The organism is Blastococcus sp. SYSU DS1021 (assembly GCF_054050995.1).
The window spans coordinates 1-23,842 of record NZ_JBJHAL010000006.1 but is presented as its reverse complement, the minus strand read 5'-3'; the positions used below and the strand labels follow the sequence as shown (position 1 = coordinate 23,842).

Here is a 23,842-nt window from a genome sequence, read left to right as displayed (position 1 = left end):
TCCACGCCGACCCCCGCCCCCCGGGCATGACGGTCGGTGAGCCCGGGACGACGCACCGCCGCGCGCCGCCGCAGCGCGCGTCCGCCGCTCGGGAACCGCCGCCGACGCCGCCCGTCCGGCCCTACCCTCCCCGCATCCCGCGCTCCGGCAGGCCCGGAGCACCGGCCCGAACCCGCTGAACGAGGTGCGCGCCATGACCGCTACCGCGGTCCGTCCCCCCGCCGTCCCGCTGCCCCGGCGCCCGGTCGACCCCGCCCCCGCCCCCGCCCGCGCTGTCCCCTCGACCTCCGGCCGGGCGGCCGCCTACCAGCGGGTGCTGCACCAGCTGGTGCGCCGGGAGCTGCGCACGCTGGCCGACGTCGTCACCTGGGCACCCGACGGCGAGTGCTCCCGCACCGGGCTGCTCACCCGCCACGCCGGGCTGATCTGCCGGGTGCTCCTGCACCACCACGCCGTCGAGCGGGACGTCCTGTGGCCGGCGTTGCTCTGCGGCGCGCCCGAGGAGGCCCGTCCCGCCGTGGCGGCCGCCGTCGCCACCTGGACGTCGTCGTGCGGGCGCATCGACGCCGCGCTGCGCGACCTGGACACCGCGGCCCGCCAGTGGGCCAGCTCCGGGAGTGGCCGGGCCCGGGAGACGTTCGCCCGCTCCTGCCGGCAGCTGGCCGACGACGTCGCCGCGCAGACCGCCGAGGAGGAAGCGACCTTGCTTCCCCTCCTCGACGCCCACCTGACCGACGCCGCATGGGCGGCCGTCGTGCGGACCGCCCGCTGCGGGCTCTCCGGGCGCCAGCAGCTGCTCGTGCTGGGCCTCGCGCTGGAGGACTGCAGCGCCGCCGACCGCGCCCGCCTGCTCGGCGGCATCCCGCGCGCCACCCGGATGGTCTGGCGGCTCTACGGCGGCGGCCGCTACCGCGCCGCCGTCGTCCGGCTGCGCGGCGCCCCACCCGCTCGCTGAGCCGCCGGGTCCGTCAGTAGCGGGACGTGCCGCAGTCGCGGCAGCGCTTGCGCGCGCTCATCTCGCGCCCGTGGCAGTTGTCGCAGACCCAGGTGGTCCGCTCCTTGGTCGCCGTGCTCATGGCTGGTCCTCCCCTCGTCGTCGTGCCGACGACGCTAGGGAACCGGTGTGTCGAGAAGGTGTCCGCAGAGTTGCGATGGAACGCCAACTAATCCCGTGGACACCCCGAAGGGGTGAGGGATCGGCTGATCCGGACGACGCGCGGTCGGCTAACGGCGAGCCGGGGCGAACGGGCCCGACAGCGCTGCCCACTGCAGGAGCATGATCGTCTTGGCGTCGGCGATCCGGCCGTCGGCCACCATCCGCAGCGTCTCGTCGAAGGGCAGCTCCACCACCTCGATGTCCTCGCCCTCCTCGGCCACCCCGCCACCCGCGGTGGTGCGGTCGGCCGCCGTGTACGGCGCGGCGTAGAAGTGCAGCCGCTCGGTGACCGAGCCCGGGCTCATCCAGACGTCGAAGACGTGCTCGAGCTCGCCCACCGTCACCCCGAGCTCCTCCTCGGTCTCCCGCCGGATGGCGGTCTCCGGGTCGTCCTCGTCCAGCAGCCCGGCGGCCGCCTCCAGGAGCATGCCGTCGGGGTGGCCGTTCACGTAGACCGGGAAGCGGAACTGCCGGGAGAGGAGCACCGTCCCGCGGGCCACGTCGTGCAGCAGGATGGTGGCGCCGTTGCCGCGGTCGTAGGTCTCCCGCGCCTCGGTCACCCAGGTGCCGTCCCCCCGGCGGTACTCGAACGTCGTCCGGCGCAGCACGTGCCAGGCGCTGGCCACCAGCTCCACGTCGGTGACCCGCACCCGCGGGTTCCCGCTGAGGTCCCGCCCCACCCGGTCCAGGCCGGTGCGGCCACGTGCGTCGGGGACGTCGATGCCCGGGATCTGCGTCACGAGCAGCACGTTAGTGGTGCGTGGCACGGTGCTGGGGCCCCGCCGCCGTGGGCACAATGGGCAGTTGCCGACAACGGCGCGACGAGCGAATTGCACCACCGTTCCAGTAGAGAGCGAAGAGCCTTTGACGACAGTGCGTCCGGCCGGGTCCCTCGACGCCGAGATCGCGGCGGAGCAGACCTACGTCAGCGCCCTGCACGGCCGGCTCGACGAGGTGCGCGCCCGCACCGTCGCGCGCCTGGAGGAGGCGTTGGCCACCGTGCCGCACAACCCGCAGGCCGTCGGTGAGCGGGAGGCCGCGGTCGAGCTGCACAGCCAGCGGATCGTCGCGCTCGACGCCGCCGACAGCGGGCTGTGCTTCGGCCGGCTGGACCGGCACGACGCCGACGTGCCCCGGTACATCGGCCGGATCGGGCTGAACGCCGACGACGGCCGGGAGGAGCCCCTGCTCGTCGACTGGCGCGCCCCCGCGGCCCAGCCCTTCTACACCGCGACGCCGCTGCACGACCTCGGCGTCCGGCGCCGCCGGCACATCCGCACCCGCGGCCGCACGGTCGTCGACGTCACCGACGAGACCCTCGACCTCACCGACCCCGACCTCGCCCAGCGGTCGGGGCTGGCCGGCGAGTCGGTGCTCCTGGCCGCGCTCGGCGCCACCCGCACCGGCCGGATGAACGACATCGTCCGCACCATCCAGGCCGAGCAGGACCGCATCATCCGCGCCGACCACCGCGGGGTCCTGGTCGTCCAGGGCGGCCCGGGCACCGGCAAGACCGCCGTCGCCCTGCACCGCGCCGCGTACCTGCTCTACACCCACCGCGAGCGGCTGGCCCGCAGCGGACTGCTGATCGTCGGCCCCTCCCCCACCTTCCTCGGGTACATCGCCGACGTGCTGCCCTCCCTGGGCGAGACCGGCGTGGTGCTCACCGACCTCGGCGGGCTGCGGCCCGGCCTGCAGGCGCATGCGGCCGAGGCGCCCAAGGTGGCCGAGATCAAGGGCCGCACCGCCATGGTCCGCGTCGTCACCACCGCCGTGCGCGACCGCCAGGCGGTGCTCGACAAGCCGGTCGTGCTCACCATCGACGGCACGCCGGTGCGCTTCGCCAAGGCCGACGCCGCCCAGGTGCGCAGCCGGGCCCGGGGCGCCTCCCGGCTGCACAACGAGGCCCGGCCGGCCGCCGTCCGCGCGGTCATCGACATCGTCGCCCGCAAGTACGCCGACAAGCTGGGCGAGAACGTCCTCGGCGGCGCCAACCTGCTGGGCGAGGGTGACGTCGCCGCGCTGCGCCGCGAGGTCGCCACCGAGCCGGCCGTGCTCGCCCTGGCCGACCGGCTCTGGCCGCGGCTGACCGCCGAGCGGCTGATCGGCGAGCTGCTCTCCTCCCGCCGGCGCCTCGAGTCGGCGACCAAGGGCTGGAGCGAGGCCGACCGCGAGCTGCTGCTCCGCCCGGCATCGGCCCCGTGGACCCCTGCCGACGTCCCGCTGCTCGAGGAAGCCGACGAGCTGCTGGGCGTCGACGACTCCGCCGAGCGCGACCGGGAGCGCCGCGAGCGGCAGAGCCGGCTGCGGCACGCGCAGGAGACGCTCGACCTGCTGCACGGCTCGCGCTCCACCGACTGGGAGACCGAGGAGGAGTCCGAGGAGCTGTCGGCCGGCGACCTGCTCGACGCCGAGGGGCTGGCCGGGCGGCACGAGGAGCGCGACAGGCGGTCGACCGCCCAGCGGGCCGCCGCCGACCGGACCTGGACCTACGGGCACGTCATCGTCGACGAGGCCCAGGAGCTCTCGTCGATGGCCTGGCGGGTGCTGCTCCGCCGGATCCCCACCCGCTCGATGACCCTGGTCGGCGACGTCGCCCAGACCTCCACGCTGGCCGGCGCGACCAGCTGGAAGGAGGTGCTGGAGCCGCACCTCGGCAGCTCGTGGCGCCTGGAGGAGTTGACCGTCAACTACCGGACCCCGGCCGAGATCATGGCCGTGGCCGCGGACGTGCTGGCCGCCGGGGGCGCCGCCACCGTGGCCGCGGAGTCGGTGCGGTCGACCGGCGAGCTGCCGTGGTCGCACCAGGTGGCCGAGGAGGAGTTCACCGACGCCGTCGCCGCGGCGGCCGCGGAGTACGACGCCGCGGAGGGCACGCTCGCCGTCATCGTCCCGTTCAGCCGGCTGGCGGCCGTCACCGCCGCCGTGCGCGACCGGCTCCCGTCGGCCTCCGCGGACGGCGACCTGACCGCCGGCCCGGTGGTGCTCACCCCGGAGGGCAGCAAGGGCCTGGAGTTCGACTCGGTGCTGGTCGGCGATCCCGTCGGGATCCTCGACGAGGGTGTGCGCGGGCACAACGACCTCTACGTCGCGCTCACCCGGGCCACCCAGCGCCTCGGCGTCGTGCACCCCGGTGAGCTGCCGCCGGAGCTCAAGAACCTCGACCCGCGCTGACCCGCCGGGCCGGCACCGTGTCGCACGGAGTCTGCCGCTGAGTGCAGGTGCACTCAGCGGCAGACTGTCCGCGGAACAGCTCAGGCGCTGCCGCGGACGGCCAGGACGACGCCGCTCTTCGGCTTGGCCGGGATGCGGTGCAGCGCGATCTCCAGGTCCTGGTCGGGCACCTGGTAGTCCAGCCGGGCCAGCCGCACCGCGAGCGCCGACAGCAGCGCGACGGTGATCTGCTCCCCCGGGCAGCGGTGGTTGGTGCGCGGGTCGCCGGCGCCCTGCGGCACCAGCTCGAACTCCCCGATCTCCCGGTCGAGGAACCGCTCGGGGCGGAAGGCGTACGGGGTGTCCCACAGCGCCGGGTCGTGGTTCTGCCCGTACAGGTCCAGCAGCACCATGGCGTTCTGCGGGATCTCCTCGCCGGCGAACTCGTTGCGCTGCGGCGACCGGCCGCCGATGAACGGGGCGAACGGGTAGAACCGCCGGACCTCGTGCGCCCACGCCTCGGCGAACGCCGGGTCACCGGCCGCCAGCCGTTCCCGGTTCCCGGGCCAGCGGATCAGCGCGTGCCCGGAGAAGGCCATGAACCAGGCGACCGCCGTCGTCGGCCGGATGATGTTGAGCAGCTCCACCGCCGCCACGTTCGCCGGCAGCTGCGTGCCGTCGGCGTCCCGGTGCCGGGACACGACGTCGACCGCCGTCCCCTCCTCCACCCGGGTCCGCCCGCTGCGCACGTCCTGCACCAGCTGGGTCAGCCACCTCTCCCGGCGGCCGCGGGCCCGCCGCGCCCGGAAGTGCCGCGGCCCGCCGGTGGCGAAGCCGTCGACCATCGCCACCATGTCGCGGGCCAGGTCGGGCACCTCCTCGTCGCGCACCGGGACGCCGGTCCAGCGCGCCACGGAGCCGGCCAGCACCCGGCTCGCCTCGTCGAACAGCACGATCTGCGGACGGGCGGCCCACTCCGGCACCGCGGCGTCCCAGGCAGCGGTGGTGCGCTCCACGAGCGAGGCGATGCCGTCCTCGCGCATCAGCAGCGCGATGAACATGGCCTTGCGCACCCGGTGCATCTCGCCGTCGAGCGTGTGCACCGCGCCCTTGCCGAACAGCGTGCCCTGCACCGGCTCGGGGATGGCGTGCGAGCGGCGCACGTGGTCCTCGTCGTAGAGGAATCGCGCGGCCTCGGGACCCTCGATGCCGACGGCCGGCAACCCGCCCAGCCGGACGCCGACCGCGTGCTTCCCGGCCCGGCGGCGCTCGTCGGGCAGCCAGCCGTAGCCCTTGGACAGCAGTTTCAGGCTGTTCTCGAGTCGTGGCATGGATGCTGCGGTGCCCACCCGCGCGCGGGGACAACCGTGGTCAGCCGGACCGCTGCTCCTGGGTCCGGTCGTCGCGGGGCCGGGTGGCGACGTCGGCGGGCGGGTCGTCCCCGTCGGCGGCGGAGCTCCCGTGCCCCAGCCGGCGCAGCAGCCCGGCCACCTCGTGCGCGACGTGGGAGGAGGCGTCGTCGGGCAGCACCTCGGCGACGCCGGCCAGCGCCTCGGCCAGCGCGCGCTCCTCGTCGTTGAGCAGCCCCCGGTACGCCGGGTCCAGCAGGTAGCCGGTGGGCGGCGTGGAGAGGCAGCCGATGAGGTCGAGCAGCACCTCCAGCCGGCGCGCCGCCTCGGCCGGCGAGGCGTCGGCCGGGCTCATCGCCACGGTCTGGACGTCCTGCTCCCACAGCCGGGCGCGCGCCGGGTCCTCCCGCAGCGCCAGCACGGTGCCGGTCCGCCGGGCCGTCCCCGACCCCTGGGTCTGCAGTGCGGTGCGCACCTGGTGGGCGATCCGGATCAGGTCGTCGTCCAGCATCGAGGTGCCCACGAACAGCACGTGCCGGGTCAGCAGCAGCGAGTGGAGCACCCCGGCCAGCGCGGCGCCGGTGTTGCCGAACTGCAGGTACTCCTCCCGGGTCAGCACCACGCTCTCCGGGTGCGCGGCGTCCCCGTGCAGCTTCAGCAGCCACGGCGCCCCCGGCCGGGCCTCGTCGAAGGGCAGCACCGTCACCTGCCGGCCGATGTCGTCGGCGGCGAGCTCGACCAGCGGGTCGTAGTTGGTCGTCACGAACTCCTGCACCGGCAGGTCGGCGATCAGCGCGTGCGCCAGCGCGTAGGGCCCGGGACCGAACCGCTCCTGGACGAACGCCGTCAGCTCCTCCGCCCCGAGCTCACGCGCCAGCAGCGCCGCCGAGTCCTGGGCGGGGAGGCGGGTCAGCCCCGCGCGCAGCTCGTCGTCCAGACCCGATCGGGCGGCCAGCTCGTCGACCAGCTGCTCCCACGTCGGCAGCCCCGCGGCGGCGCTGACCCCGGCACCGATGAAGAGCGCCAGCTGGCCGCGGCGCGCCCGGTCGCCCAGGTCCTCGGCCAGCTCCCGCAGGTGCCCGGGCAGGTCCCAGCCCTCCTCCTCGCCCCGGCGGACCCGCTGGGCGGCGGCCAGGTCGCTGGGCCGGCGCAGCACCAGGGCGACGTCGAAACCGTGCTCCTGGGCGGCCTCCCGCAGCACCGGCAGCAACTGCTGCAGCAACGACCCCCGCTCGCCGGCGGCCCCACCCCAGCCGGTGCCCAGCGCGGGCAGCCCCACCAGCCGCCGCGCGCGTCCGTGCACCGGTTCGGGCACCTCGCGCCGGGCGACCGCCGCCAGCGCCTCGCGCGCCCCGTCGAGCAACCAGGACAGCCCCCGGCTCCCCGACCCGTCCGCGCCCCCGTCGACGGTGTCGACCAGCCAGGCGCGGCGCGGACCCTCGTCGGGCACCTCGAGCACCCGCTCGTCCCCCGACCACGACAGTCCCACGCAGTTCCCGTCGGCCTGCCGGTCGGTGATCAGCTCCTCCGGCAGGAGGGAGCACCAGTCGCGGGCCACCCGCAGCGAGCGGTCGGTCGGCACCAGGACGTCGTCGCAGGAGAGCTGCGTCAGGTCCGCGCCGACCACGAAGACGTGTCCGCTCACGGCCGGGCCCATACCCACGGCCCGCGGGTCATGCGCCGCCGGTCAGGACCCGCAGCCGCCGGCGCCGCAGGCGCAGCCGCCGCAGCCGGCGCGCACCGGCGCCGGGGCGGGCGTCGCGGCCACCGTGCGCAGGTTCGCGGCACCCACCAGCAGCGGAACACCCAGCACCGCCACGGCCAGCGCGGCCACCACGGTCGCCACGTCGGCGGCCCGGTCCCAGCTCCGCGCGAGGCCGGTGACCACCAGCAACCCGGTCACCAGCAGCGACCAGACCAGCAGCGCCTGCCCGCCGCGCCGGGCCGCGCCACCCCGGCCCAGCAGACCGAGCGACGTGACCAGCAGCAGCAGCGGGACGCCGACGAGCAGGACCACCGCCGAGAGGGAGGCCGAGGCGACGGCGACGACCAGGGCCGCGGCCCCGGCCACGACGGCGGCCGTGCCCAGCGACCGCGCCCGTCCGGCGACCTCACCCGCCACCGCGCCCGAGCGGGCGCCGCGCAGCAGGACGGCGCCCCGCACGGCCAGGAACAGACCCACGGCGCCGAGCAGCAGCCGGGCACCGGCTGCCTCCCACACGACGGCGACCACCGCGACCGCGATCATCGCGAGGCCCAGCGCCAGCCACCGCGGCCAGGTGCGCCGCGCGACCTCCGGGGTCGCCGCGCTGACCGTGCCGGCCGAGAGGATTCCGGTTCCGTTCGCCACGGGCCCAGTGTCCCTCACCCCCGCCGGCGCTCGGGGAGGCACCGGGCCGGTGGCCGTGCCACGCTGATCATCGCCGCGTTCCACGCGGACGGGACCGAGGTCAGGAAGGCACCGGGGATGAGCGTGCAGGGCAGCGCCGGGTCGGCCGCGGACGCCGCGGGACGGGCAGCCGACAGCGACGGCCTGGAGCACCTCGCCCGCGTCGGGTTGATCGCCTACGGGCTGGTCCACGTGCTCATCGCCTGGCTGGCGCTGCAGCTCGCGTGGGGGCGGACCGGTCAGCAGGCCGACCAGTCCGGTGCGCTCGCCACCCTGGCCGAGCAGCCGCTGGGCGAGCCGCTGCTGTGGGTCCTGGGCATCGGCCTCGTCGCGTTGGCGCTGTGGCAGGCCGCGGAGATCCTCCGCTGGCGGCACGGGCTCACCGGGTCCGGGGACCGGCGGAGGAATGCGTGGGAGCGGACGGGCAAGGCCGCCGCCAAGGCCGTCGTCTACCTGGCCCTGGCGGTGCTGGCGATCCGGTTCGCCACCGGGGGCGGGCAGGGCAGCAGCTCCGGCTCCCAGCAGCAGGCCACCGCCGGCGTCCTCGGCTGGCCCGCCGGGCGCTGGCTGGTGGTGGCCGCCGGGCTGGCCGTCGTGGGGGTCGGCGGCTACCTCGTCCACAAGGGAGTCACGAAGCGCTTCCTCCGCGAGATCGACCTGGCCGGCTGCTCCGCCTCGGCCCGGCGGCTGGTCACCCGGCTCGGTCAGGTCGGCTTCCCCGCCAAGGGCGTCGCGCTCGGCCTCGTGGGCGGGCTGCTGGTGTGGGCAGCGGCCACCTTCGACCCCGCCAAGGCCTCCGGCCTGGACGGTGCCCTGCACACGCTGCTGACCGCGCCCGCCGGGCCGGTGCTGCTGACGCTCGTCGCCGTCGGGATCGCCGCCTTCGGTGCCTACTGCTTCGTCCGCGCCCGGTACCCCGAGCGCACCTGATGGCCCCGCTTCGAGGTCCCGCCACGAACTCGCGAGTGGTGGGGGGAAGCGGGGTCCTTCGTCGGCTGCACGACCTCGTCGACCGGGTCCGCCGGGTCACCGACTCCCCGGTGCTCACCCACCTCGCCCGCGCCGGCCTGATCGCCTACGGCGCCATGCACCTGCTCATCGCCGTCCTCGCGCTGCGCCTGGCGATGGGCCTGCGGGGAGCCGACGCCGACCAGACCGGCGCGCTGCTCACCGTCGCCGGCGGGCCCGGCGGGCGGCTGCTGCTGGTCGCGATCGGGCTGGGCATGCTCTCGCTGGCCGTGTGGCAGGCGGCCGAGGTGCTGCTCTGGTGGCACGGCCTGCTCGCCCCCGCGCACCGGGTGCACACCGCCGTCGTCTGCGCCAAGTGCCTGGTCAAGGGCGCCGTGTACGGGTTCCTCGGGCTCACCGCCCTGCTGTTCTCCTTCGGTCTCGAGTACGAGGCCGACGAGCGGCTGCGCGGTCTCACCGAGGAGACGCTGCTGATCCCCGGCGGGGCGGTGCTGGTCGGCGCGGTCGCCGCCGGGGTGGTGGCGGTCGGGACCTACACGTTCGCGCGCGGCTGCACCGGCGGCTTCATGCGCGACATCGACCTGCCCGCCGCCCCCGACCGCTGGGAGCCGGTGATCGAGGCGCTCGGGCGGATCGGCTACCTGGCGAAGGGCATCGCGTTCGGGCTGGTCGGCGTCCTGCTGTGGCGCGCGGCCACCTCGTCCGACGTCTCCACCGCGACCGGCCTCGACGGCGCCATGACGGCGATCGCCGGGGTGAGCGCCGGGCCGTGGCTGCTCGCCGGAGTCGCGGCCGGATTCGCGGCGTTCGGCGTCTACGCCCTCGCCCGCGCCCGCTACCCCGACCGCGACCCGTCGCAGTGACGTGCTGGAACGGCCCCCGTGCAGGGCCCCACGCCGAGCACGCGAGGCGTGGGGGGCACGGGGGTCCTTCTACGTGCGGGGACCGCCGGCGACGTAGACGACCTGGCCGGAGACGAACCCCGCGCCCTCGCTGCAGAAGAAGGAGACGGTGTGCGCGATGTCCTCGGGCACACCCGCCCGCGCGACCGGGATCGCCGCGGCCCGCTTCTGCACGTAGGACTCCCACTCCTCGCCGATGCGCTCGGCCGTCGCCTTGGTCATCTCGGTCTGGATGAAGCCGGGCGCGATGCAGTTGGCGGTGACGCCGAACTTGCCCAGCTCGATCGCGAGGGTCTTGGTGAAGCCCTGCAGGCCGGCCTTCGCCGTGGCGTAGTTGGCCTGCCCGCGGTTGCCCAGTGCGGAGGTGCTGGACAGATTGACGATCCGACCCCACTTCTGGTCGATCATGTGCTTCTGCGCCGCGCGGGTCATCAGGAACGAGCCGCGCAGGTGCACGTGCATGACCACGTCCCAGTCGGCGTCGGACATCTTGAACAGCATGTTGTCGCGGGTGACGCCGGCGTTGTTCACCAGCACCACCGGCGGCCCGAGCTCGGTGGCGATCCGGTCGACCGCCGCCTGCACCTGCTCGCCGTCGCCGACGTCGGCCCCCACGGCCAGCGCCCGGCCGCCGGCGGCCTCGATCGCCTCGACGGTGCCGCGGGCGTCGTCCTCCTTCAGGTCGATCACCGCCACGGCGAAGCCGTCCCGGGCCAGCCGCAGCGCGGTGGCGGCGCCGATGCCGCGGGCGGCACCGGTGACGATCGCGACGCGGGGGGAACCGGTGGGGGACGTGGACATGCGGCAGCGCTCCTCGGCTCGTTCGGGACGGTCGGACGGAGTCTGGCTCAGACCCGCTCGAACAGCGCGGCGAGCCCCTGGCCGCCGCCGATGCACATCGTCTCCAGGCCGTAGCGGGCGCCGCGCCGGTCCATCTCGCGCAGCAGCGTGGCGAGGATGCGACCGCCGGTCGCGCCCACCGGGTGGCCGAGCGAGATGCCCGAGCCGTTCACGTTGGTGCGCTCCCAGTCGGAGTCGGTGAAGCCCCACTCCTTGGCGACGGCGAGCACCTGGCTGGCGAACGCCTCGTTCAGCTCGATGAGGTCGACGTCGGAGAGCTTGAGGTCGGCCAGCGCCAGCGCCTTCGCGGTGGCCGGCACCGGGCCGATGCCCATCGTCTTCGGGGGCACGCCGCCCACCCCGAAGGACACCAGGCGGGCCAGCGGGCGCAGGCCGAGCTCGGCGGCCTTCTCCGGGTGCGTGACGATCGCAACCGCGGCGCCGTCGTTCTGCCCGGAGGCGTTGCCCGCGGTCACCGTGGCGTCGGGGTCGTTCTTGCCCAGGATCGGGCGCAGCTTGGCGAGGGTCTCGACGTTCGAGTCGGGGCGGATGTGCTCGTCGCGGTCGACGACGGTCTCGCCCTTCCGGTGCTTGATCGTCACCGGCACGATCTCGTCGGCGAACCGCCCCTCGGCGGTGGCGGCCGCGGCGCGCTGGTGGCTGCGGACGGCGTACTCGTCCTGCTCCTGGCGGCCGATGCCGTAGTCCCGGCGGACGTTCTCCGCGGTCTCCAGCATCCCGCCGGGCACGGGGTGGTTCTGGCCGCCGGCGGTGACCCGGCCGCGGGCCAGCCCGTCCTCCAGCAGCACGCCGGGCCCGGGCTTGACGCCCCAGCGCATCGCGGTCGAGTAGAACGGCGCGTTGCTCATGGACTCCGCGCCACCGGCCAGGACGACGTCGGAGGCGCCGGACTGCACCTGCATCGCCGCGTAGATGACCGCCTGCAGGCCCGAGCCGCAGCGGCGGTCGATCTGCAGACCGGAGGCCGTCACCGGCAGGCCCGCGTCGAGGGCGGCGACCCGGCCGAGGGCGGGGGCGTCCATCGTCGGGTAGCAGTGCCCGAGCAGGACGTCGTCCACCGACTCCGGCGGCAGCCCGGTGCGCTCCATCAGCGCCCGGATCACCGTCGCCGCCAGCTCCTGGACGGGGACGTCGCGCAGCGAGCCCCCGAACCCGCCGACCGGCGTCCGCAGGGGCTCGCAGATGACCGCATCGCGCACGGTGGTCCTCCTCGTTCGTCCGCTCCCGACGCCCGGCACGGCGCCGCGTGGCGCCGAGTCTGCCCCGCGGGCGACCGGCGCGCGCCCCCGGCCCCTGTCCGGCAGGGACCCGGGAGGTCAGGAGGCGGCGGCGTCGACCTGCTCGCCGGCCAGGAGGCTCCAGAGGCCGGTGATCTGCAACGGCCGGATGACGGCGCGCGTCGCGGCCAGCACCCGCAGGTGCCCACCGGCGGCCAGCGCCTTCCGGTGCGCGGCGGCCAGGGTGCAGAGCCCCGCCGAGTCGAGGAAGGTGACGGCGGTCAGGTCGACCACGACCTCGCGGGGCGCGGCGTCGACCAGCTCGTCGAGGACGGCGCCGACCCGGGGGGCGGAGGTGCAGTCGACCTCGCCGGCGACGGTCAGCCGCGGCTGGGCGGCGGTGCCGGCCACCTCGAGCGCGAGGGGAACCGCCGGGGGGACGTCCGGCCTGACGGGGACCGGGGTGGACTCGGTGAGCGAACGGTCGAGCGAGGAAGCGGTCACGGATATGCCTCTCGGGGCGGATGCCGGACCAGTGAGCCTGCGGACGCGAACGACACGACGACCAGCACTGGGTTGGCGGCTGCTGCTGAACCGCACCTCCGACCGTAGGCATTGCGGGGTCGGGGCACAAGGGTCGGCACGCCGCCCGGACGCCGACGCGTGCGAGGTGCTCCGCCGCAGGTCCGGCGGGAGGCGGATACTGGGCCGGTGACCGAGCCCCGCCCCTCGTCCCGCCGCCCCTCCCCCCTGCTCGTCGGAGGCTGCGTCGCCGGGGTGGCGGTGGCGGTGGGCGCGTTCGTCGTGCTGGACCTGATCCTCGCGGCCGCGGTGGCGATCGCCGCGCTCACCGCCGTGGCCCTGGCCGTCGCCGCCTCCGGCTGGGAGTCGCACGCGACCTTCGAGCAGCGGGAGCTGGCCCGGGCCCGCCGGCGCAAGGAGAAGTGGGAGCGCAACGCCGACGCCCGAGCGCGCGACCGCGCTCGCTGGGAGGCGCACCAGGCGCGCAAGGCGGCGCGGAACTCCACCCGGTAAATGGTTGGACGGCCGGACGACGACCGCCTAGCGTCCCTCCCCATGCGGTACTCCGTGCGACTGCGCACCTCCTGAGCTGACGCGCCGCGGGCCGGTTCCCCCGCCCGCCGTTCGCGCCCGGTTTCTCCGGGCGCCCGCTCCCCCGCGTCCCCGCCGGGCCTCGTCGCGCTCGCGGGACGCCCCGCACCGCACCGCCACGGAGGCACCCCGTGTCCCGCACCAGCCCCGTCCCCTCCGGTCCCGCCGCCGACGCCCGCGCGGCGCTGCCCGAGAACGAGACCGCCGCGTTCGACCGCCTCGCCCATGCCGTCCTCGCCTCGCCGTCGGCGCCGCTGGGTCCGCTCCTGCGGGCCCAGCTGCCCGGCACGGCCGGCGTCCGCTGGCTGCGCCAGGAAGGGCTCGCGCCCACCACCCGGCCGACGGCGCTGACCGCCGACCGGTGGCTGTCGCTGTTCCGCTGCTGGCAGTCGGTGTCCCCGGCGCCCGGGGCGGCCGGCGCCGGCAACCGGCGAGGCGGCGGCCGGCCGTCTCCCCACGGCCACGCCCCCGGCGCCGCCGCCATCCCCCGCTGGGGTCAGTGAGGCCCCGTCCGGAGGCTCGCCGCGAGCGTGCGCGCGGTGAGAGGGACGGGGTCCTTCACCAGCCGACCGCGTCCTCGGCCGCCAGGTCGAGGGCGCGGTCGGGCAGGGCGAAGGCCTCGGCCAGCGCCTGGCGGAGGTCCCACGCGCCCGACCGCCAGGCGAGCGCCCGCCCCAGCGCACCCGGCGTGCCGTCGACGTGGTCGACGTCGTCGGCCGGCCACCACGGCACCGGACGCCCGTCGACGGTGAGTGGTGCGTGCACCGCCACCGATCCCGTCAGTGCGCCGCTGCCGAGCCGGGCGGCGGCCAGCGCGGCGCCGGGCACCTCGGCCCACGCCGACGAGCGCAGCGGCTCGCTGGTCACCCGCGGCCGGCGCACCAGCTCGCCGGCCAGCGGGAGGTCGAGCAGGTCGGCCACCGGCCCCGGTGCCCCGCCGGCCGGCACGACCGGCAGGTCCACCAGCGGCAGCAGGTGCGGTGCGTCCAGCACCACCGCACGCTCCACCACCCGGTCCGGCGCGATCCGCACCCGGGGCGGCGGCTCGACGTCCCACCCGTCCAGCGCGACGGCCAGCCGCGCGTGGACCGTGCGGAGCACCGCGGGCGCGACCGTGCGCGCGGGGTCGGCCAGCCGGTCGAGCAGGTCGCGGGCGCCGTCGGGATCGACCAGCACGTCGGCCAGCGCGGCGGGCGGGCGCAGCAGCCCCAGCAGCGGCTCCCCGAGGGGAGCGGGGTCGTACAGGCCGGCGAGCTCGGTGCTGTCGGGGTGCGCCAGGCGGTCCGGCCGGTGCCCGTCGAGGACCGGGTGGGTCAGCAGCCACCAGCGCAGGTAGCCCGGCACCGGCACACCACCGACGACGACGTCGGCCCACGCCTCGGCCGGGGCCGTGGCGAGCAGCGCGAGCGCCCCCGGCCAGTCGGCCACCAGCTCCAGGTCGCGGACGGCGACCAGCGCGGGCCAGACCGGCGGCTCCTCCCCGGCCAGCCGGTCGAGCACGGCGTCGGCCCAGTCGAGCGCGCCGTCGACGTCGAGCTCGTCCGCGCGCACCAGGGCGAACCGGTCCAGCACGCCGACCGCGCGCAGTGCCGCGACGTCCGCCGCCGCGGCGAAGGTCGGGTCGAGGACGCCCAGCGCCCCCTCCTCCAGCACGGCGGCCAGCGGCGAGCCCGGCAGCAGCAGCTCCCCCGCCGGCGCGTACCCGCCGGCGGCGTCGGGCAGCGCCAGCTCGGCGAGCCACGGCGCACCGGCGACCTCCGGGGCGGCGGCGACCAGGGCCAGCACCGCGTCGGCCAGCTCCTCGGGGTCGGGCGCGCCGGCGACGTCCTCCTCGGTCGCGTCGAGCGAGCCCGCCACCGCCGCCCGCACCGCCGGATCGGTGAGCACCGCCTCCGCCGTGGCCGGACGCGCGCCCAGCCGCTCCAGCAGCCGGCGCGCGGGCCGGGGGCCCGCCGCCGCCGGGTCGGCGAGGCGCAGCGGAAGGGCAGCCAGCCGCTCCACCGGCAGGCCGGGTTCGGGCAGCAGCACCCCGGCCGGGCCGTGCGCGGTCCGCCCGTCGGCCAGCGGCACCGGCAGCGCCGCCAGCTCCTCCCGGTCGGCGTCGGCGAAGGCCGCGTACAGCTCGGCCCACCAGCCGGCCGGGCGGGCCACCTGCCGCACCGCCTCGACGACGTCGGCGAGCCCGGACCGGCGGATCCCGAGCGCCGCGAGCACCGGCCCGTCGGCGCGCCGCGACCAGCCCGCCGGCAGCAGCCCGGGCAGCACCCCGGTCACCGCGGCGACCTGCTCGGCGGTGGCGCCGTCCAGCACGACCGCGCGGGCGGGCGGCTGCCGCTCCCCCGCCTCGCCGGCCACCGGCAACCACGCGGTCGCGCGCAGCCGCTCCAGCGCCGCACCGGTGAGCGCGGCCTCGAGGGCGGCGCCGGCCAGCCCCGGCCGGGGCAGGACCATCAGCAGCTCCGGGTGAGCGGGCAGGCGGGCGACCAGGTCGGCGAGCGCCTGCGCCGACTCGGCCACGAGCAGGTCGGTCACCGGACCCGGGAGCACGTGCCGCCGGTCGGGCCCCAGGGGGAACGGCGCGATCAGCCGCAGCGGCAGCGGCAGCGGCTCGTCGGTGGGCGTCGGGGCGTGCACCACCTGCCGGCCGGGCAGGGGCCGCGGTCGCCCGGCGTCGTCCAGCGGGACCGCCCAGGCGACCGTCCAGGCCCGGCGCTCGCGCTCCTCGACCGGTCGACCGGCGAGCAGCTGCGGCGGCAGCTCACCCGACCGCTCGGCGACGGCCCACCGCGTCGGCACGCCGTCCTCGGTCAGCCGCACCTCCGGCGCGCTCCCCTCCCGGGTCAGCACGCGGCGGGCGCCGTCGACCACCACGTCCACCACCGCCAGGCCGGGCAGCGCCAGCAGCAGCTCGGCCGGCAGCGCCCGGAGCGCCGCGACGACGCCGTCCCGCGCGCCCGGGAGCAGGGGCAGCACGACCTCGGTGTCGAACCCCTCCGGGAGCGCACCGGCGGCCGGCCAGGGCAGCCGGAGCACCGGCACCGCGCCGTCCCGGCGGGCCAGCTCGGCGGCCAGCTCCGGCAGCGCCGCGACCTCCGCCCGCGTACGCCCGGCGCTGAACCGGACGCCCCCGGTGCGGGAGAGCACCGCCGGCTCGTCGCTCACGGTCAGCACCGCGGCGAACCCCACGCCGAACCGGCCGACGGCGGCGGGGTAGTCCCGCTTCGCCGAGGCACGCAGCATGGCCAGGCCCACGACCCCGCCGGCGTCCAGGGGCGCCCCCGTGTTGGCGGCCCGCAGCTCGTCGCCGGCCAGCAGCAGGCGCAGCCGCCCCGGCACGCCGGCCCGCAGCGCGGCGTCCGCGGCGTTCTGCGCCAGCTCCACGAGCAGCCGGTCGCGGTAGCCACCCCGGACGAGGTCCTCCTCGGCGTTGGCGTCCTCGCGGAACCGGGCCGGCGAGTCGGCCCAGGCCGCGAGCACCCGGCGCCGCAGCCCGGCCGTGCCGAACGGGTCGCGGGGGTCCCCGGGGGTGCTGGCGGCCATGCGCACGGACCCTAGAGCCGCCCTGTCACCCCCGGGTCACCTCTTCGGGGTGGGACGAGGATTCGACCCGCGCCGGAACGGGCAGGGTGGCGCCACGACCGGTCAGCGGAGCCGGCACGAGGAGGCGGTGACGGGTGGCGCTCTGGGAGTCCGCGCGCCCCCCGGACCGGTTCGCCGAGGTGTGGTGCCAGGAGCTCTCCTCGCTCGGTGAGCTGGCCGCGCTGCGCGCCCGGCTGCGGACCGCCACGACCGGCAGCCCCACCGTCGCCCACCCCGAGCGCGACCACTGGTCCGAGCGGCTGGTGCTCATCGCCGACGAGCTCACCTCCAACGCCCTCCGGCACGGGGGCGCCCCGGTCGCGGCGGTCCTCGGCCGCGACGGCGACCGGTGGCTGATCGCCGTCCGCGACTCCGCCGCCGACGTCCCGCCGGCCCCGGCCCAGGGCCGCGACCCCGGGCTCGGCGGCTTCGGGCTCTACCTGGTGGCCGACCTCTCGCTGGCCCACGGCTGGTTCGCCGAGCCCGGCGCCAAGACCGCCTGGGCCGTGGTGGACGGTGGCGGCTGAACCGGGTCAGCCGCCGCCCTCGGTGCAGTCTCCGCCGGAGTAGCAGACCGGGCGGTCGTACGGCGGCTCGGGGACGTCGTCCTCCCGGCCGTCCAGATCAGTGGTCAGCGCATCCACCGGCGAGTTGTCGTCCCCGAGGACCTCGATACGGGGCGGGCACCGGACGGGTTCGGTGCGCACCGTCCCGCGGTCGTCCCCGCCCTCGCCGACGGTGATCAGCACCTCCAGGCAGGTGCCCAGCGACGCGGTGGTCGTCTGAGGCTTCCACCCCTCCGTCTCCGACACCGTGACGCCGACGCCGACCAGCAGCCGGATCTCGTCCCCGTCGGCCGAGGACGCCAGCGCCTCGCCGTAGGGGTCCAGCGACTCGAGTGCGGCGCGGCCGGTGGACAGGGGGTCGCGCGCGCGATCGTCGAGGTAGTGCTCGTGCACCGACCCGACGCGCTCCTGCAACCGATCGTGCGCCTGCTCCTCGAGGCTCCGCGCGCACCCGCTCAGCAGGAGGGCCCCCGCCAGCACCCACGCCGCCCTCCGCACCACCTCGTGAGGATGCCATGCGCGGAACCGCGATGTCTCGGATCGGTGGCTCTCCCCGACCGGGCGAACCCCGGCGCCGATGTCTGTGACTCGCGGGTAACGTGCGTCACATGTCGCTCGCCGAGCAGATGGACACGGTCACCGGCTCCACCGCGGGAACGGTCGGCCGGCACGCCACCACCGAGACGTTCGAGTCGACGGCGCCGGCCACCGGCGAGGTCGTCGGCGTCTTCCCCGTGCACGACGAGGCCGCCGTCGGCGCGACCGTCGCGCGGGCCCGCACCGCCGCGCAGCAGTGGGCGGCGCTGGGCTTCGACGGCCGCAAGGAGCGGCTCTCGGCCTACCGCGGCTACCTGGCCCGGCGCATGCACGAGCTGGCCGACCTGGTGCACCGGGAGAACGGCAAGCCGCACGCCGACGCGATCCTCGAGATCACCCTCGCCGTCGACCACCTCGCCTGGGCCGCCGGGCACGCGCGCAAGACCCTGGGCCCGCGCAAGGTCAACCCCGGCCTGCTGGCCGCGAACCACGCCGCCTACCTGGAGTACCAGCCGCTGGGCGTCGTCGGCGTCATCGGCCCGTGGAACTACCCGGTGTTCACGCCGATGGGCTCGATCGCCTACGCGCTGGCCGCCGGCAACGCCGTCGTCTTCAAGCCCTCCGAGTACGCGCCGGCCGTCGGCGCCTGGCTGGCCGCCGCCTGGCGGGCGGCCGTCCCCGACTGCGCCGACGCCTTCCAGGTCGTCACCGGCTTCGGGTCCACCGGCGCCGCGCTGTGCCGGGTGCCCGTCGACAAGCTCGCCTTCACCGGCTCCGCGGCGACCGGCAGGAAGGTCATGGCCGCCTGCGCCGAGACCCTCACCCCGGTGCTCATGGAGCTCGGCGGCAAGGACGCGATGATCGTCGACGACGACGCCGACGTGGCCGCCGCCGCGGACGCGGCCGTCTGGGGCGCGATGAGCAACGGGGGCCAGACCTGCATCGGCATCGAGCGGGTGTACGCCACCGAGGCGGTCTACGACCGCTTCGTGGACGCGGTCACCGCCCAGGTGCGCACCCTGCGACCGGGTGCCGACGGCGGGGCGACCTACGGCCCGATGACCATGCCCGGGCAGATCGACGTGGTCCGCTCGCACGTCGCCGACGCCGAGTCCGCCGGCGCCCGGGTGGTCACCGGTGGCACCGACGCCGAGGCGTTCCCGGCCCAGGGCTACGTGGCGCCCACCGTGCTGCTCGACGTCCCCGAGGACTCGGCGGCGATCCGCGAGGAGACCTTCGGCCCCACGCTCACCATCACGAAGGTGCGCGACGCCGAGGAGGCCCTGCAGCGCGCCAACGACACGACCTACGGCCTGGCCGGGGCGGTCTTCTCGGCCTCCAAGGACAAGGCGATGGACCTCGCCCGCCGGATGCGCAGCGGCATGACGTCGATCAACTCGGTGCTCACCTTCGCCTCGGTCCCCGCCCTGCCCTTCGGCGGCGTGGGCGACTCCGGTTTCGGACGCATCCACGGCGAGGACGGGCTCAAGGAGTTCACCCGCGCCAAGGCCATCACCCGCCAGCGCGTGCCGCTGCCGGTCAACCTGATGAGCTTCGGCCGGCCCGCGAACGCCGCCGACGCGCTCGCCCGGGTCATGGGCATGCTGCACGGACGACACCGGTGAGCACGGCGGACGGAGCGGAGTTCGACGTCGTCGTCGTGGGCGCGGGCTCGGCCGGCAGCGCGGTCGCCGGGCGGCTGAGCGAGGACCCGTCGCTGCGGGTGCTCGTGCTGGAGGCCGGCGGCCCCGACGACGTCCTCGAGGTCAAGATCCCCGCCGGGCTGTACAAGGTCTGGCGCACCCGGCACGACTGGAACTACACGACCGACGAGCAGCCCGGCTTGGGCGGCCGGAGGCTCTTCTGGCCGCGCGGCAAGCTGCTCGGCGGCTCGTCGTCGATCAACGCGATGATCTACATCCGCGGCGCCCGGGCCGACTACGACGAGTGGGCCGAGCTGACCGGCGACCCGTCGTGGTCCTACGAGCAGGTGCTGCCGCTGTTCCGGCGGATGGAGGACAACGCCCGCGGGGCCGACGAGTGGCACGGCGTCGGCGGTCCCCTGCGGGTCGAGGACCTGCGCTCGCCGCACCCGTGGACCACGGCGGTCGTCGAGTCGGCGGTGGCCAGCGGCTACCCGCGCAACCCGGACTTCAACGGCGCCACGCAGGAGGGCGTCGGCCCGTTCCAGGTGACGCAGCGCCGCGGCCGCCGCTGGTCGGCTGCCGACGCCTACCTGCACCCCGCCGCCGGCCGGCCGAACCTGACCGTGCGCACCGGGGCGCTGACCACCCGGGTGCTGGTCGAGAACGGGCGGGCCACCGGGGTCGAGTACCGCTGCGGCGGCCGGCTGCACACCGTGCGCGCCACCCGGGAGGTGGTGCTCTCCGGCGGCGCGGTCAACTCCCCGCAGCTGCTGATGCTCTCCGGCATCGGCCCGGCCGATCACCTGCGCGAGGTCGGCGTCGACGTCGTCCACGACCTGCCGGGGGTGGGCGCCGGCCTGCAGGACCACCCGCTGGTGCCGGTCATCTGGACCGTGCGCTCGGGGAGGTCGCTGCGGCTGGCCGAGACGCCGGTCAACCTCGCGAAGTGGAAGGCGGCCGGTCGCGGCCCGCTCACCTCCAACCTCGCCGAGGCAGGGCTGTTCACCCGGTCCCGCCCCGACGTGGCCGAGCCGGACCTGCAGCTGCACTTCCTGCCGGTGAAGTTCTGGAAGCAGGCGGAGGTCGACCCCGACGCCGAGGCCTTCACCGCGGCCGTCGTGCTCGTGCGGGTGCACTCCCGCGGCTCGGTGCGGCTGCGCTCGGCCGACCCGACGTGGGCCCCGGCCATCGACGCCGGCTACCTCACCGACGAGCGCGACCTCGACGCGCTGGTCTCCGGCGTCGAGCGGGCCCGCGAGATCGCCTCGGTCGCCCCACTGTCCTCGGTGCTGGCCGAGGAGTGGTCGCCCGGCGGCACGGTGCACGGGCGGGAAGCGCTGCGGCAGAAGGTGCGCGACACCCTCGAGTCGCTCTACCACCCGGTGTCCTCCTGCCGGATGGGCACCGACGACGGTTCCGACGACATGGCCGTCGTCGACCCGCAGCTGCGGGTGCGCGGCATCGAGGGCCTGCGGGTGGTCGACGCCTCGGTCATGCCGACGCTGGTGCGCGGCAACACCAACGCGCCGACGATCATGATCGCCGAGCGGGCGGCCGACCTGATCCTCGGCCGCACGCCCGCGGGGCAGCCGGCCGCCGCGCACTGAGCCGGAAGCGCCTCCGGGAGGTGCCGCGTCCTCACCCGATGTGACCTGACACTCCCTCCCGGTGGGACCACACGGCGGCCGGGTCTGGTTGAGTGGTGTGTACCGGCGCCGCCCTCGCTCATCCGGAGCGGCAGGAATCGACGTCGGGCTGAGGCTGCGCCACCTTGGTGCGCCCGGCTGACCGACGTCTCGCCGACGATGCGAGCCCGCCCTGCCCACGCGCAGGTGCGCCGGCGCTCGCTCGACTGCGGTGGTCGCGCAGCCACTCGAGCGTCGAAGGACTCCATTGACCTCCATGCAGAACACCCCCGCCCCCAGCGAGGGCGGCGCCCGCCGCCGTCGTGGCGGCCGCGGCCGCGGCACCCGCCCGGCCGGCGAGCAGCAGAACCAGAACCGCCCGGCGCCCGCCGCCGCCCCCGCGCCCGTCGTCGTCCCCGTCGGGGCCGACGCGACCGTGCTCCCCACCGACACCACCTTCGCCGCCCTCGGCGTCCCCGCGCCGATGGTGGAGGTGCTCGAGACCAGCGGCATCACCGCGCCGTTCCCCATCCAGGTCGCCACGCTGCCCGACAGCCTGGCCGGGCGCGACGTCCTCGGCCGCGGCCGCACCGGCTCGGGCAAGACCCTCGCCTTCTCCATCCCCCTGGTCGCCCGGCTCGCCGCCTCCGGCACCCGCCGCCAGGCCAAGCGCCCGCGCGCGCTGGTGCTCGTGCCGACCCGTGAGCTGGCCAACCAGGTCTTCGCGGTCGTCGACCCGATGGCCCGGGCGCTGGGCATGTCGGCGACGACGATCTTCGGCGGCGTCGGCCAGAACCCACAGGTGCAGGCGCTGGCCCGCGGGGTCGACATCGTCATCGCCTGCCCCGGCCGGCTCGAGGACCTGATCGGCCAGGGTCACTGCGACCTGGGCGCCATCGAGGTGACCATCCTCGACGAGGCGGACCACATGGCCGACCTGGGCTTCCTGCCCGGCGTCAAGCGCATCATGGACCGCACCCCGAAGGTCGGGCAGCGCATGCTCTTCAGCGCCACGCTGGACAACGGCGTCGACGTGCTGGTCAAGCGCTACCTCGACAACCCGACGACCCACTCGGTCGACCCCGCGGTGGCGCCGGTCAGCACGATGACCCACCACGTCTTCCACGTGCAGAGCGCGGACAAGGCCGAGGTCGTGCGGCAGCTGGCGTCGGGGCTGGGTCGCAGCGTGCTGTTCACGCGGACCAAGCACCAGGCCAAGAAGCTGGCCAAGCAGCTCACCGCGGCGGGCATCCCGTCCGTCGACCTGCACGGCAACCTCAGCCAGAACGCCCGTGAGCGCAACCTCGAGGCGTTCAGCAACGGCTCCAGCCGGGTGCTGTGCGCGACCGACATCGCCGCCCGGGGCATCCACGTCGACGACGTCGCGCTGGTCGTCCACGTCGACCCGCCGACCGAGCACAAGGCCTACCTGCACCGGTCGGGCCGCACCGCCCGGGCCGGCGCCGGCGGCACCGTCGTCACGATCACGACCCCCGACATGGTGGGCGAGGTGCGCACCCTGACCCGTCAGGCCGGGATCTCCCCGATCGTCAGCCAGGTCCGCCCCGGGGCCGAGCAGATCGCCGAGCTCGCCGGCCCGGCGGCGCCCTACGTCGAGCCGGCTCCGGCCCCGGAGCCGCAGCCGCAGGGCTCCGGTGGCGGCCGTCGCCGTCGCGGCGGCTCGGGTTCCGGCTCGGGCTCGGCCAAGCCCGCAGCGGCCTCCGGCCGCGGTGGTGCGGGGGGCTCCGGTCGCGCGAGCGGCCCGGCCCGCACCCGCGCCGAGCTGGCCGCGCGGGCCGGGACGACCTCGGCCGCCTCGTTCAGCTCGCGGTCCCGCCGAGGTCGCTGACCGCGCCGCGGCGGCGCCGACACCGGTGCCGCCGCGGCAGAGCGGCCGACGGTTGGTCCGCGCATCGCTGGGCACTGGACTGCACGTCGGATCCGACGCTCATCCGGCGCGGGCCGGGCGACGGCGTCCGCGCCGGGGGCACCGCACCCGGAGGAGGCACCGTGCCCCGATCGCCCCGTCCCCCGTCCCACCGACGCCGGGTCACGGCGGCCGCCTTCGCCGTCGGGCTGGGCCTGCTGACCGGCTGCGGGGGGAACGGCTCCACGGAGGACGCCGTGCCGACCGAGACGGCGCCGGGGCTGCCCACCCAGCCCGGTGACTCCGGGCGTGGCGGCTCGCCGCCGGCGACCTCGACCGGCGTGGAGACCGACGTCCTCACCGAGACGGTGCGGCTGGAGGACGGCGGCCTCATCATGCCCACCGAGTTGGCGGCGGGACCCTACGAGATCGAGGTCGTCAACGAGGGCGGCCAGGAGCACGACCTCTCCGTCGATCGCGACGGGGAGCAGGTCGCGACCACCGGTGTCATCCGGCCGGGGCTGACCGGCACCCTCACCGTCACCCTGGAGCCCGGCGAGTACGTCTTCTACTCCTCGCAGCGCGACGACCGGGAACGAGGCATCGAGGTCACCGTCCAGGTGGAGTGACCCTGCCGCGGCACCGCTCGTCGCCGCGCCCGAGAACGCCGCCGGGTGGGCCGGCGGGACGTCTCCCGCCGGCCCACCCGGTTCCCTGCACCCCACCGGCGGCCGGACCGCCGGAGCTCAGCCGCCGCTGGCGAAGGCGGCGTCGAACGCGGCCGACGGCGGGTCGAAGGCCAGCCGGCGGACGAACTCCAGCGCCTCGGGCGCACCCACGAGCCGGTCCATGCCGGCGTCCTCCCACTCCACCGAGATCGGCCCGGCGTAGCCGATGGTGTTGAGCATGCGGA

Annotated in this window: 20 protein-coding genes; 11 read left to right on the top strand and 9 right to left on the bottom strand. The window is 76.2% G+C overall.

Going from position 1 to position 23,842, the window contains the following annotated elements; genetic code table 11:
* The first annotated feature begins 193 nt into the window (after nt 1-193).
* Nucleotides 194-955 (top strand): hemerythrin domain-containing protein, encoded by a 762-nt coding sequence (locus ACI8AP_RS06095; protein WP_456588445.1) that lies wholly within the window; start codon nt 194-196, stop codon nt 953-955.
* A 269-nt stretch (nt 956-1,224) separates the two neighbouring features.
* On the opposite strand, the gene ACI8AP_RS06090 is transcribed toward ACI8AP_RS06095, so the two are convergent.
* Nucleotides 1,225-1,896, bottom strand: a complete 672-nt coding sequence (locus ACI8AP_RS06090) for an NUDIX domain-containing protein (protein ID WP_456588444.1) — start codon at nt 1,894-1,896, stop codon at nt 1,225-1,227.
* Nucleotides 1,897-2,029: 133 nt separating this feature from the next.
* Here ACI8AP_RS06090 and ACI8AP_RS06085 point away from each other — a divergent pair, with 133 nt between their 5' ends.
* A complete protein-coding gene (locus tag ACI8AP_RS06085; RefSeq protein ID WP_456588586.1) occupies nt 2,030-4,330 on the top strand; it encodes a HelD family protein in 2,301 nt (766 codons plus the stop codon).
* Between the two features lie 80 nt (nt 4,331-4,410).
* Here the strand turns inward: ACI8AP_RS06085 and ACI8AP_RS06080 are convergent, their stop codons facing one another.
* Genes ACI8AP_RS06080 through ACI8AP_RS06070 form a run of 3 tightly spaced genes read right to left on the bottom strand, consistent with a single transcriptional unit; the run spans nt 4,411 to nt 8,008 of the window.
* Nucleotides 4,411-5,640 carry a cytochrome P450 gene (locus tag ACI8AP_RS06080; protein WP_456588443.1) on the bottom strand — a complete coding sequence of 410 codons (1,230 nt, stop codon included), beginning with the start codon at nt 5,638-5,640 and terminating at the stop codon, nt 4,411-4,413.
* Nucleotides 5,641-5,680: 40 nt separating this feature from the next.
* Complete coding sequence (locus ACI8AP_RS06075; RefSeq protein WP_456588442.1) at nt 5,681-7,303, bottom strand: SIR2 family protein; 1,623 nt, start codon at nt 7,301-7,303, stop codon at nt 5,681-5,683.
* 42 nt (nt 7,304-7,345) lie between these two features.
* Complete coding sequence (locus tag ACI8AP_RS06070) at nt 7,346-8,008, bottom strand: hypothetical protein (protein WP_456588441.1); 663 nt, start codon at nt 8,006-8,008, stop codon at nt 7,346-7,348.
* A gap of 117 nt (nt 8,009-8,125) precedes the next feature.
* Here ACI8AP_RS06070 and ACI8AP_RS06065 point away from each other — a divergent pair, with 117 nt between their 5' ends.
* Together ACI8AP_RS06065 and ACI8AP_RS06060 are read left to right on the top strand one after the other, a co-directional pair.
* Nucleotides 8,126-8,977, top strand: a complete 852-nt coding sequence (locus tag ACI8AP_RS06065) for a DUF1206 domain-containing protein (RefSeq protein ID WP_456588440.1) — start codon at nt 8,126-8,128, stop codon at nt 8,975-8,977.
* Nucleotides 8,978-9,012: 35 nt separating this feature from the next.
* Nucleotides 9,013-9,879 (top strand): DUF1206 domain-containing protein, encoded by an 867-nt coding sequence (locus ACI8AP_RS06060; RefSeq protein ID WP_456588439.1) that lies wholly within the window; start codon nt 9,013-9,015, stop codon nt 9,877-9,879.
* A 69-nt stretch (nt 9,880-9,948) separates the two neighbouring features.
* On the opposite strand, the gene fabG is transcribed toward ACI8AP_RS06060, so the two are convergent.
* The 3 genes from fabG to ACI8AP_RS06045 form a co-directional block, all read right to left on the bottom strand.
* A complete protein-coding gene (gene fabG, locus ACI8AP_RS06055) occupies nt 9,949-10,719 on the bottom strand; it encodes a 3-oxoacyl-ACP reductase FabG (protein WP_456588438.1) in 771 nt (256 codons plus the stop codon).
* 47 nt (nt 10,720-10,766) lie between these two features.
* Nucleotides 10,767-11,978 (bottom strand): acetyl-CoA C-acetyltransferase, encoded by a 1,212-nt coding sequence (locus ACI8AP_RS06050; RefSeq protein ID WP_456588437.1) that lies wholly within the window; start codon nt 11,976-11,978, stop codon nt 10,767-10,769.
* 117 nt (nt 11,979-12,095) lie between these two features.
* Entirely contained in the window at nt 12,096-12,500 is a 405-nt protein-coding gene (locus ACI8AP_RS06045) for an STAS domain-containing protein (RefSeq protein WP_456588436.1), read from the bottom strand.
* A 207-nt stretch (nt 12,501-12,707) separates the two neighbouring features.
* Here ACI8AP_RS06045 and ACI8AP_RS06040 point away from each other — a divergent pair, with 207 nt between their 5' ends.
* Together ACI8AP_RS06040 and ACI8AP_RS06035 are read left to right on the top strand one after the other, a co-directional pair.
* Nucleotides 12,708-13,031 carry a hypothetical protein gene (locus ACI8AP_RS06040; RefSeq protein WP_456588435.1) on the top strand — a complete coding sequence of 108 codons (324 nt, stop codon included), beginning with the start codon at nt 12,708-12,710 and terminating at the stop codon, nt 13,029-13,031.
* A 209-nt stretch (nt 13,032-13,240) separates the two neighbouring features.
* Nucleotides 13,241-13,612: a hypothetical protein gene (locus ACI8AP_RS06035; RefSeq protein WP_456588434.1), complete on the top strand. Its 372-nt coding sequence runs from the start codon at nt 13,241-13,243 to the stop codon at nt 13,610-13,612.
* 55 nt (nt 13,613-13,667) lie between these two features.
* Here ACI8AP_RS06035 and ACI8AP_RS06030 read toward each other — a convergent pair whose 3' ends face one another.
* On the bottom strand, nt 13,668-16,649 hold the full coding sequence (locus tag ACI8AP_RS06030; RefSeq protein ID WP_456588433.1) for a sacsin N-terminal ATP-binding-like domain-containing protein: 2,982 nt from the start codon (nt 16,647-16,649) through the stop codon (nt 13,668-13,670).
* A 134-nt stretch (nt 16,650-16,783) separates the two neighbouring features.
* Between ACI8AP_RS06030 and ACI8AP_RS06025 the strand changes: the two genes are divergently transcribed.
* Nucleotides 16,784-17,215: an ATP-binding protein gene (locus ACI8AP_RS06025; RefSeq protein ID WP_456588432.1), complete on the top strand. Its 432-nt coding sequence runs from the start codon at nt 16,784-16,786 to the stop codon at nt 17,213-17,215.
* A 6-nt stretch (nt 17,216-17,221) separates the two neighbouring features.
* On the opposite strand, the gene ACI8AP_RS06020 is transcribed toward ACI8AP_RS06025, so the two are convergent.
* Nucleotides 17,222-17,755 (bottom strand): hypothetical protein, encoded by a 534-nt coding sequence (locus ACI8AP_RS06020; protein WP_456588431.1) that lies wholly within the window; start codon nt 17,753-17,755, stop codon nt 17,222-17,224.
* Between the two features lie 107 nt (nt 17,756-17,862).
* On the opposite strand from ACI8AP_RS06020, the gene ACI8AP_RS06015 reads away from it, so the two are divergent.
* The 4 genes from ACI8AP_RS06015 to ACI8AP_RS06000 all read left to right on the top strand — a co-directional run bounded on the left by ACI8AP_RS06015 (nt 17,863) and on the right by ACI8AP_RS06000 (nt 23,558).
* Complete coding sequence (locus tag ACI8AP_RS06015) at nt 17,863-19,416, top strand: aldehyde dehydrogenase family protein (RefSeq protein ID WP_456588430.1); 1,554 nt, start codon at nt 17,863-17,865, stop codon at nt 19,414-19,416.
* The gene (locus ACI8AP_RS06010) at nt 19,413-21,044 is read left to right on the top strand and encodes a GMC family oxidoreductase (protein WP_456588429.1); all 1,632 of its coding nucleotides are present in this window, start codon (nt 19,413-19,415) and stop codon (nt 21,042-21,044) included. Before ACI8AP_RS06015 ends, ACI8AP_RS06010 begins: the two co-directional genes overlap by 4 nt.
* A 295-nt stretch (nt 21,045-21,339) precedes the next feature.
* Nucleotides 21,340-22,911: a DEAD/DEAH box helicase gene (locus tag ACI8AP_RS06005; protein ID WP_456588428.1), complete on the top strand. Its 1,572-nt coding sequence runs from the start codon at nt 21,340-21,342 to the stop codon at nt 22,909-22,911.
* Between the two features lie 161 nt (nt 22,912-23,072).
* Nucleotides 23,073-23,558, top strand: a complete 486-nt coding sequence (locus ACI8AP_RS06000) for a hypothetical protein (RefSeq protein ID WP_456588427.1) — start codon at nt 23,073-23,075, stop codon at nt 23,556-23,558.
* The last annotated feature ends 284 nt before the right edge of the window (nt 23,559-23,842 follow it).

Excerpts from the sequence above, each read along its gene's own strand:
- ACI8AP_RS06065 (WP_456588440.1), top strand. The coding sequence starts at position 8,126 with ATGAGCGTGCAGGGCAGCGCCGGGTCGGCCGCGGACGCCGCGGGACGG.
- fabG (WP_456588438.1), bottom strand. The coding sequence starts at position 10,719 with ATGTCCACGTCCCCCACCGGTTCCCCCCGCGTCGCGATCGTCACCGGT.
- ACI8AP_RS06005 (WP_456588428.1), top strand. The coding sequence starts at position 21,340 with ATGCAGAACACCCCCGCCCCCAGCGAGGGCGGCGCCCGCCGCCGTCGT.
- ACI8AP_RS06015 (WP_456588430.1), top strand. The coding sequence starts at position 17,863 with ATGTCGCTCGCCGAGCAGATGGACACGGTCACCGGCTCCACCGCGGGA.
- ACI8AP_RS06080 (WP_456588443.1), bottom strand. The coding sequence starts at position 5,640 with ATGCCACGACTCGAGAACAGCCTGAAACTGCTGTCCAAGGGCTACGGC.
- ACI8AP_RS06030 (WP_456588433.1), bottom strand. The coding sequence starts at position 16,649 with ATGGCCGCCAGCACCCCCGGGGACCCCCGCGACCCGTTCGGCACGGCC.
- ACI8AP_RS06095 (WP_456588445.1), top strand. The coding sequence starts at position 194 with ATGACCGCTACCGCGGTCCGTCCCCCCGCCGTCCCGCTGCCCCGGCGC.